At 26.3% G+C, this 9,270-nt stretch carries 9 protein-coding genes and 1 tRNA gene; 8 read left to right on the plus strand and 2 right to left on the minus strand.

Features of this window, described 5'->3' with window-relative positions; genetic code table 4:
• Nucleotides 1-75: 75 nt before the first annotated feature.
• The gene (locus VBM88_RS01340; protein WP_323680277.1) at nucleotides 76-585 is read right to left on the minus strand and encodes an MAG0490 family ComEA-like DNA-binding protein; all 510 of its coding nucleotides are present in this window, start codon (nucleotides 583-585) and stop codon (nucleotides 76-78) included.
• 86 nt (nucleotides 586-671) lie between these two features.
• Nucleotides 672-762 (minus strand) — tRNA-Ser (locus VBM88_RS01345).
• A gap of 107 nt (nucleotides 763-869) precedes the next feature.
• On the opposite strand from VBM88_RS01345, the gene dcm_N reads away from it, so the two are divergent.
• The 8 genes from dcm_N to VBM88_RS01385 all read left to right on the plus strand — a co-directional run bounded on the left by dcm_N (nucleotide 870) and on the right by VBM88_RS01385 (nucleotide 9,184).
• Nucleotides 870-1,298, plus strand: a complete 429-nt coding sequence (dcm_N, locus tag VBM88_RS01350) for a DNA (cytosine-5-)-methyltransferase N-terminal subunit (RefSeq protein WP_323680278.1) — start codon at nucleotides 870-872, stop codon at nucleotides 1,296-1,298.
• A gap of 2 nt (nucleotides 1,299-1,300) precedes the next feature.
• The gene (gene dcm / locus VBM88_RS01355) at nucleotides 1,301-2,068 is read left to right on the plus strand and encodes a DNA (cytosine-5-)-methyltransferase (protein WP_323680285.1); all 768 of its coding nucleotides are present in this window, start codon (nucleotides 1,301-1,303) and stop codon (nucleotides 2,066-2,068) included.
• A 5-nt stretch (nucleotides 2,069-2,073) separates the two neighbouring features.
• Nucleotides 2,074-3,324, plus strand: coding sequence for an MAG4270 family putative restriction endonuclease (locus tag VBM88_RS01360; RefSeq protein WP_323680279.1), 1,251 nt, complete (start codon nucleotides 2,074-2,076; stop codon nucleotides 3,322-3,324).
• A gap of 66 nt (nucleotides 3,325-3,390) precedes the next feature.
• Nucleotides 3,391-4,479, plus strand: a complete 1,089-nt coding sequence (locus VBM88_RS01365; protein ID WP_323176474.1) for a M42 family peptidase — start codon at nucleotides 3,391-3,393, stop codon at nucleotides 4,477-4,479.
• A gap of 148 nt (nucleotides 4,480-4,627) precedes the next feature.
• A complete protein-coding gene (locus VBM88_RS01370) occupies nucleotides 4,628-6,217 on the plus strand; it encodes a hypothetical protein (RefSeq protein WP_323680280.1) in 1,590 nt (529 codons plus the stop codon).
• Nucleotides 6,207-7,349 (plus strand): tRNA uracil 4-sulfurtransferase ThiI, encoded by a 1,143-nt coding sequence (gene thiI, locus VBM88_RS01375; RefSeq protein ID WP_323176472.1) that lies wholly within the window; start codon nucleotides 6,207-6,209, stop codon nucleotides 7,347-7,349. The genes VBM88_RS01370 and thiI overlap by 11 nt, the downstream gene beginning before the upstream one ends.
• Before the next feature lie 106 nt (nucleotides 7,350-7,455).
• Nucleotides 7,456-7,923, plus strand: coding sequence for a hypothetical protein (locus VBM88_RS01380; RefSeq protein ID WP_323176471.1), 468 nt, complete (start codon nucleotides 7,456-7,458; stop codon nucleotides 7,921-7,923).
• Between the two features lie 4 nt (nucleotides 7,924-7,927).
• Nucleotides 7,928-9,184 carry a hypothetical protein gene (locus tag VBM88_RS01385; RefSeq protein WP_323176470.1) on the plus strand — a complete coding sequence of 419 codons (1,257 nt, stop codon included), beginning with the start codon at nucleotides 7,928-7,930 and terminating at the stop codon, nucleotides 9,182-9,184.
• Nucleotides 9,185-9,270: the final 86 nt, after the last annotated feature.

Genomic DNA, 9,270 nt, shown 5'->3' on the forward strand with positions numbered 1-9,270 from the left:
ATACTAACAAAATTAAATCAGAAGTGACTAGCAAAAAACAAAATACAGATAAAATTAAAAAGAAATTAAACCATCTTAAGTTAATTCTATAACCGTTTGTAAGTATTCTATAGTACGAGTAGAAATTCCTTTTATATCTAGCAATTCTCGTCATGAGTGTAAACTTTCATTCTTTTCGCGATGTTTATAAATTAACTTTGCAACTCTTGAGTTTAGACCCAATCATTTTAAAGTCTCAACATCTTTGATTTCTTCTCATTTTATTTTGTATTTTCTTAAACCAACATTAATGACACCAGATGTAGTTGCTAAATCATCTAGGTTGTAATTACTTATATCTGAACTTGTTTTAAGCTTTACTTTATTAAAAAGATCTCTGTATGTTAAAGGCTTGTCTGATTCAAATGTAGCAGGAAATAATACATTACCAGCTACTGTATATTTATAAATTTTCTTTTGCTTATTTAGTTCGTCATCTATTTTCTTTGTTTGTTTTATTTCTGTAAATTTAACAACACTTATGAAAACACCTGAGCTTAAACAAATAATTACTAATAATATATTGAATCAACTAATCTTTTTCATACATATATTTAGTAAATTTCTTCAAAAATGTACAAAGGGGTAAAAAAGTGCATAAAAAAACACTCAAAGAGTGATTTGTTAACAATTGGCGGGGCAGAGAGGATTCGAACCTCCGCTGGTGTTGCCACCACTACAGTCTTAGCAGGACCGCCTCTTCAGCCTCTTGAGTACTACCCCAATAATTAAAAATATTATAATATAAAAAATAGATTTTCTTAATTCAATTAAAAAAATATTTCAACTTATTAATTATGCTTCTCTAATTCCGTTAAAATAAAAAAATCATGAAAAAAGAAATTACATTATTCGAAATGTTTGCAGGAATAGGTTCGCAATACAAAGCATTAAAAAATATATCTAAGAAATTGAATTTTTCAGTTAAATCACTAGGAACATGTGATTTTTATATTGATGCCATTGTATCATATTTAAGCATTCACTACGGTATATTAGAACCAGAAAATAAGTTGACTAAAGAAGAAATGCTTGATAAATTAAACAAGTATCTTTTTTCTGCCGACTCCAAAAAACCAGTTAATAAAAAATACTTTATGAGAATGCCAGAAAATAAATTAAGAAATTTATTCTCTTATCTTTATTCATATGTTGATAATGACTATATGAGTGAAAGATATGGCTTCAGAGAGAGAGAGAGAGAGAGAGAGAGAGCGGTACAGACATTACTGCTTATAACACTTTACCTAAAAGCATAGATATTTTTACTTATTCATTTCCTTGTCAAGATTTATCACAACAAGGTAAACAAAGAGGAATTAACGAAAACACAAGATCAGGGTTATTGTATGAAATTGAAAGAATTCTTAAAAATAATTTAGATAGATTACCTAAGGTCTTATTATTAGAAAACGTTAAAGCATTGGTTTCATCTAAATTCAAAAACGATTTTCTCAAATGAATAGATGCATTGGAAACATTGGGTTATAAAAGTTATTGAAAAGTTTTAAATGCAGTTGATTCAGGTTCGGCTCAAAATAGAGAAAGAGTTTTTATGGTTTCTATTTTAGATGGCGAAGATTTTGAATTCATTCAAAAGAATGAAAAAAACTTAATGCTCAATCAAATCATTGATGAAAATGCTGTTCATATTGATCTGACAAAATTATTAACTTTATACAAAAAGACATCATTTACATTAACTAAAAACAAAATCAATAAGTCTAGATTATTAGGATACACTAATTTCAATAGTGAATCTTACATTTATAAAACAGATCACAAAGGCCCTACATTAACAGCTTCTGGTGCAAATGCAAGACTGAAATTCTTATTAGAAGAAGAAAAATTAGTTTTAATAAATTCAGAAGAAGCATATCTATATATGGGGTTCGATAAAGTTGATGCATTAAAGGTTCGCCAAACCGGTTTAGTTCATGAAAATAAAATGATTTTTACAGCCGGAAACAGCATATCTGTTGAAGTTTTAGAAGATATATTTACTGAAGTTATTAAAAAATATTTTTAATTATTATGAATTTTGAATCTAGTGAATTTGTAAATTTAAAAAAACAAATTAAAATTTATAGCATTTTAAACGTATTTTCTAAAGAAAACAGCAAAAATCATTTTAATGCAAAAATCTATTGCTTTTTTGATTCAAATGGACTATTAATTTATTGATATATAAAATTTCTTGCAGGTACATCCTTAGATTTAAAAACTACTACAAGATGATTTAAAGATAAAACCACCACATTTAAATGTAGGGAAAAATTATTTTCACTTATCGGTAGCAGTTTAAAACAAGAACCTAGAGAAAACAAAAATGATAAAAATATCTTATTTTTAAATAATCAGGAATTAGCTGCTCTGAATTATTATGTTAATTTTGATTATAAAGGAACTTTTAATAACTTAATTGGTGTATTAAAAGGTAATAATCCAACAGGTAGTTATGAAAAACCCAACAGTTCCGAAGTAAAGTCTAGTTATGAAAATCTAAAAAATAATCCACTTATGTATTTGGATATTATTAAAGACAATTGATATTACAATAGTTTTAAGAACTTTATAGCAAATGAAGATGATTTTAACAATCTACTTAGCTCTTTAAAAAAAGAAAATGAAAATGATTTTATTAATTACTTCAAAAATAGTGGTAACAATTCATTTTTACCTATTCAAGATTTAATTCATACAATTGAATACGAAAATAAAACAAAAGGTCTTAATGATGATGAAACTAGAGAAGAATTTAGAAATAAAATCCAAAGAGTTAAAAAATCACTAGAAACATTATTTAAAATTCAAAATGAAATAGAAAATCAAATTTCAAGGACTAGATCAAAAGTCCAAAAAATTCCCACTGAATCAATTCAATCATTTAATTTAGAAGAAAATACAATAATTGAAAGAGCTCATATTTATCCTGTTTACAAAATAAGGGAAAGAATAAGAAATGAAATAGAAAAATGATTTTCTAAAAATATAATTGATTTAAGAGATAAATTTAAAAGAGATGCATTAATGATGATTTCTGATGTAAATAATTTATTAAATTTATCACCTGATATTCACAAAATTTATGATAAACAGAATCTTATTTATTGAGACACAAGTGGAAAGTTGTGTTTTATTCGCAAGGATAAAATTTCAAATGATAGCCAAGAAAAGTTAAGTAAATCATTTAATCAAATTAGAAATTTAACACCTGAAATGAAGAAATATTTACAAATGTATTTTGATGAAATAGCAAGTACTTATATTCATAAAAAAGATTAGCTTATGTGTGGAATAAAAGCTAAAAATGTATAAAATTTATAACATCTATAAATATAAGGAGTTTGTATGGAAAAAAAATATGAAAAATTAGCTTCTAGATTAGAAAAATATATGTCAATTGAAGCTATTTCTAGATTTGAAGAACCAGTTGCAGATGAATTAAGAAAAAACATTAAACCAGGTTTTGAAATTTCACGTGATGCATTTGGTTCAATTATTTTCTTCAAAAAATCTAAAGTTGCTAATGCACCTAAAGTTATGTTAGCTGCTCACATGGATGAAGTTGGTTATATGGTTAAATCAATTGCTGAAAACGGAAACATATTAGTTACAACAATTGGTGGTGTTTGACCATCTGTAGTTATTGGGACAAAAGCAGTTGTAGTTTCATCAAAAACAAATGAAAGATTTTATGGTGTATTCGGACACACAAGTATCCACATTATGGATAGAGACAAAATCACAGTTGCACTTAAAGAATCAGACTTATTTGTTGATTTAGGTTTCAAATCTAAAAAAGAAGTTGAAGAAGCACACATTCAAATTGGGGACAAAATTTTCTTATCTGGAGAAACAATTCATTTTGCAAATAACATTATTGGTGGAAAAGCAATGGACAATAGAGCGGGTGTGACTGCTTTAGAATTTATTGCAAATAATATTGCTGATTTAGAATTAGGATGTGATGTTTACTTAGTGGGAACAGTTCAAGAAGAAGTTGGAACAAGAGGTGCTAAAACATCAGTTTCAATCATTAATCCAGATGTTGCTTTTGCTGTTGACACAGGTGCTGCACACGATACAACAGGTGCAAAACCTGGAACACCAGTTTTAGGTAAAGGGGTCAGTCTTTTAGTTAAAGATGGTGGAACATTGCCAGATCCAAAATTAATTAATGTATTAACAAATATTGCTGCTACAAAAGAAATTCCGGCTTACAAATATGTTGCTGAGGGTGGAGGAACTGATGCAGCTGAATTACAATTTGCTCCTGGTGGTGCTGCAGTTATGACAATTTCAATTCCACAAAGATACTTACACAGTCCAATTGGATTAGCTTCACTTGTTGATATTCAAGCTACAATTGATTTAATGACTGAATTTATCAAAGCATTTGATAAAGAAATGTATGAAGAAAAATTAGCTTACAAATAGTATTGAATTTTGAAATTAAAAGTAGATAGAAAAGCTATCTGCTTTTTTGCTTTAAATTAGTTTTTAGACAGCTTGATAAGGCTATCATTTAGAGCTAAAAGTAATATAATATAGAAAATTTAATAATAGACTCAGGAGGTAAGAGATTATGGCAAAAGTATTGTTCATACTTATAATAATTGTTTCAATTATTGTTCTTTTACTTTTAGTCTACTTGCTTTCTGTGAACTTATTTAAACAATCATTACAAAAATTTAGTATACGCTCAAAAGATGCGATAACTAAACAAAATCATCAAAATCAATCTTTATATTCAAAAGTTAAAACAACGACTTATTTTAATAACGAGCTTCAGAATATGCTTAATTCATTGATTGAAGTGAAACAAAGTATCGAAACTATAAATCAAGAAATTTCAGTTAAACTTTCTGAACTTGATGAATTGCTAGCCGAAAAACAAAAAGTTAAATCTTACAAAAAATATAAAGCAATTAAACAACAACAAAAAGAAGTTTCTAAAAAACAAATAGAATTTAACAAAATTTCAGATGACTATTCAAAGAACTGAAACAACATTGATGAAATCACTTCAACAATCCTGGAGATTAGGGACTTTTTAAATGGTAAGCTTAAAAGTTATGAGAAAGCAATACCTAATCAATATGAAAATCTTCAAAACAAATTAGCTGAATTATCAATTCAAATCACATTAATTGACGATCTTAAAGTTAAAGCTGATTTCTTAAGAGCTCTTGAAAACATAACGAAGAGAAAAGAAGAGTTAGAGAACTATACAAAAATCATTTTTGCATCAAAAAATATTGAGTATTCACTTTTTGAATCTCTACCAAAAGTGCTTGAGCAAGCTATAAAAGATAAAAATAATGAGCAAATTAAAGGTAAATTAATAGAGTTAAAGGATAAAACCACAACACTGCAATCAGCTATTAAAGGTAAAAATACTGCTGAAACTTTAGATGCAAATATCAAGTCAGTTTATAGAACTTTTTACAAATTAGTCAACCTTGTTAATTCAATGTTTTCTATTAAAGATTTCATTGATCAAACAATTCCAATTATTCGTGATTTATATTCTAAATTGAATAAAACTCACAAAAACATACTTGCACCAAATAGTATTCAACAAAAAAATTATGAATCAGTAAAGAACGCATTTGACAAAATCAAACAATCTTTTGAAAATAAATCATTAAAAAACATTCAAACATTAGTTCAAGATTTAGTTGTTAAATATGAAAATTATGAAAAAACTAATGTAGTTATTCAATCAAAATCTAAAGAATTAAAAGAACTAAATGATAATTTCCAAATTCAAATTGATGAAGCTATTGATACTTATTTATCTTGCATTTATCATCCTGAAATTCCAAATGATCCAAAAATAAATAAATTAAGAACTGAATTAATTTATTTATATGAAAGAAATTTCAAAAAACAAAAGTCCTGAAATAAAATTAAGACAATTTGAGATGAATTCATTAGTAAATTAGCTGCCTTAATTAAAGTGATTTCGCTCAACGCAAAATACAAAGAAATCTATAACAATATAAGATTAGAACTTCAAAGAAATGACTCATTTATAAATAATCAAGAAACTTTTGCTAATTACATTGATATTAGCAAAAGTATTGAGAATGTAATTAAAGAAGAAAATAATTATAAAAATGCTTATTTAGCACTTAAAAAGTTTTTAATAAAGGAGAAATATGTACAGTAAAATTTTGATTCGTTACGGCGAGTTAGTGCTGAAAAAGAAAAACAGAAAACAGTTTATTAATCAACTTGCAATTAATATTAAACACATTGTTGGTGTAACTCCAGAAGTTGAATTTGACAGAATGTATTTACCTTATTCAGAAGAAAATATGAATAACTTAAATTATGTATTCGGAATCAGTTCATACTCACCGGTTATGGTTGTTGAAAATAATATGGAAGTTTTCGCAAATGCAGTTTTATCATCGATTAGACCTGATTCAAAAACTTTTAAAATTGCTGCTAGAAGAAATTACAAAAAGTTTGAATTCTCATCAGATCAAATTAACAATTACCTAGGTGGTGTAGTCTTAAAAAACACAAAACTTAAAGTTGATGTACATAATCCTGACCAAACTTTTTATGTCGAAGTTAGAAACGGAAAAACTTACATTTTCTCTGATTACACTAAAGGTTTAGGTGGTTTACCTGTAGGAGTGTCAGGTAAAGTTCTTCACCTTATTTCTGGTGGTTTTGATTCTCCAGTCGCTGCTTGACAAATGATGAAAAGAGGACTCAAGGTTGACTTTTTAACCTTTATCACACCCCCTCAAACAGATATTAGAACTGTAGAAAAAATTACAAATTTGGTTAAAGTTTTAAATAAATATCAAGTAACATCAAACTTATTGATAGCAGATTACTCACACTTAATGAACTACATTTCATTTGTTTCAAAAGAATCATACAAAATCACTTTAATGAGAAGAAGTTTTTACCGTATAGCTGAGCAAATAGCGCAAAAATATAATCAACAAGCAATTTCAAATGGTGATAATTTAGGCCAAGTTGCATCTCAAACAATTGAATCATTATCAACAATTGGAGAAGCGACAAGAATGCAAATTTTACGTCCATTATTAACATACGATAAAAATGATATTATTGATATTGCTAGAAAAATCGGTACAGAAAATATTTCAATTATTAAAGCTAATGAAACTTGTGAACTATTTGCGCCTAAAGAACCAGTTACAAAACCCACAATCCAGGAAGCTTTAAGACTTGAAAATGAACTTGAAAATATTAAAGAACTAGAGCAAGAATTGCTAAATTCAAAAATTGAATTAGTCAAAGTCAAAAAAGAAATTTAAGCTGTATAGCTTATTTTTTTATGCAACTTAAAACTTTTTATTTCTATGTCATAGTCCTTTTAGTTTCATACATAAAAAAATAAATTATTTATAATAATAAATAATTATGAATACACTACTTAATAAAAACATTAATAAGCAAAATTCAAAAGTTTCAAGAAAAGAAAATTCACAATCATTTTTAGGCTACAAAACTGGTGACGTTGCTTCAGCAAAAATAATTACATCAGGTTCAAAGTTTATAAAACTTCACGACAAATATGGTAATTCATTTTTAATTTACAGAAAAGACATTACAGATTTTACACATCACCAAATGTCAGATTTATTTTCAATTGGCGACATTATCAACTTTATTGTTTTAAATTTTGATAACAATAAAAAACAAGGTTTAGGTTCATTTAAGAAAAATCACCCAAACCATCAAGGGAAAGACTTTTACAAAAGAGAAAAATATTACAATGAACTAAAAGCGACAAAAAATGGATTTAGAAATTTAATTAATTACACAAATAGTTATTTTGTTGAAAATAAGAAATACGACAATAAAAATAATAATCACAAGAATAAGTAGTTAAATGCAAGTAATTTCAATTAAGAAAAATTATTTTCAATCTCAACACGAGTTGCAAATTCAACAAAAGCAAGCTTCAGAAGTAATCGATAAAATTAAATCTTTAAATTTTGATGGTTCATCATATTTAGGTTTCGATGATATTGCATTAAACTTTGGGCTCAACGGTGTAGATAAAATAATTCAATTTTGCAACAATTTATATTCAACAAATATTTCTAAGTTAATTATTTGAACTTCTAAAACAATTGAACTTTCAATTAAAGCTGCAATGGAATTTATTTTTGGACAAATCGATATTAATAAGGATAAGAAAATTGAATTAATCTTTATTAATCGATCAATTCCAATTAATAAAATTGAACAGTTAATTCAAACTTTTAAAAATGGAATTGGCGATAATGTTGGTTTTATGTTTTTAAATGAAACCGGAAATAGTGATTATGAAAATGAATGAATTTCATACATTACAAATATTTTTGAGCAACATTCAAATGAATTTATGATCAAAAATCATATGTTTTATGTAGGTAGCAAAACTAATTTTTCAAACTTAAGCAAATTTAAATTTGCAAGCAACAATATTTTATTTGTTTCAAATGATGTCCATCCAGAATATAGTGTATTAAGTGAAATCGGATTATTGATTATGTCACTTCAGGGGATTAATATTCAAAAAGTTATTAATGGTTATGTTGAAGCTTCAAAAAATATTCTTAATCCTGATGTTTATTTCAACAGAGCACTTGAATTGGCTTTATTAATCAATGAAAGTGTTCTTAAAAACAAAGAAGATGGATTTGCTAATGTTTTTGTTTCATATGATTCATTTTTAAATAATTATTTCGCTTGATTTGCAAATCAATTCAATAATACAACTAAGCAAATTAAAACAATTAGCACATCAATAAACTTTCCACAACAAATTGCAACTTATACTCAGCCATTGCTTTCAGGAAAGGGAAATAAATTTGTTACTTTTGGTTTAATTAAACAAAGATTCTTTGATTATCAGTTATCTTCAAATCTTGAAAATGATGACTTAATTGACAAGTTTCAAAACTTATCAATTAATCAAATTAAAGATGAAACTTATCAAACTTTTGTTAATTATTTATCAAGTTTTAATAACGAAGTTAACTCAATTACAATTGAAATTGCAAACAATTTTGAAGAAACTTTAGGACAATTAATCTCATTATTGTACTGAAGTAGAATATTTTATTGTGTTTTAAATTCACTCAATCCATTTGCAAATTAAAACTTTTAATACTATGAGCAAGCTATAAAAGTTAAAAGCTTGCTCTTTTTATTTTAGCTTTGTTAAAAATAGTTTAACAATTTTTG

The organism is Mycoplasma sp. 1232, from assembly GCF_034863345.1.
Taxonomy (GTDB): Bacteria; Bacillota_I; Bacilli_A; order Mycoplasmatales; family Metamycoplasmataceae; genus Mycoplasmopsis.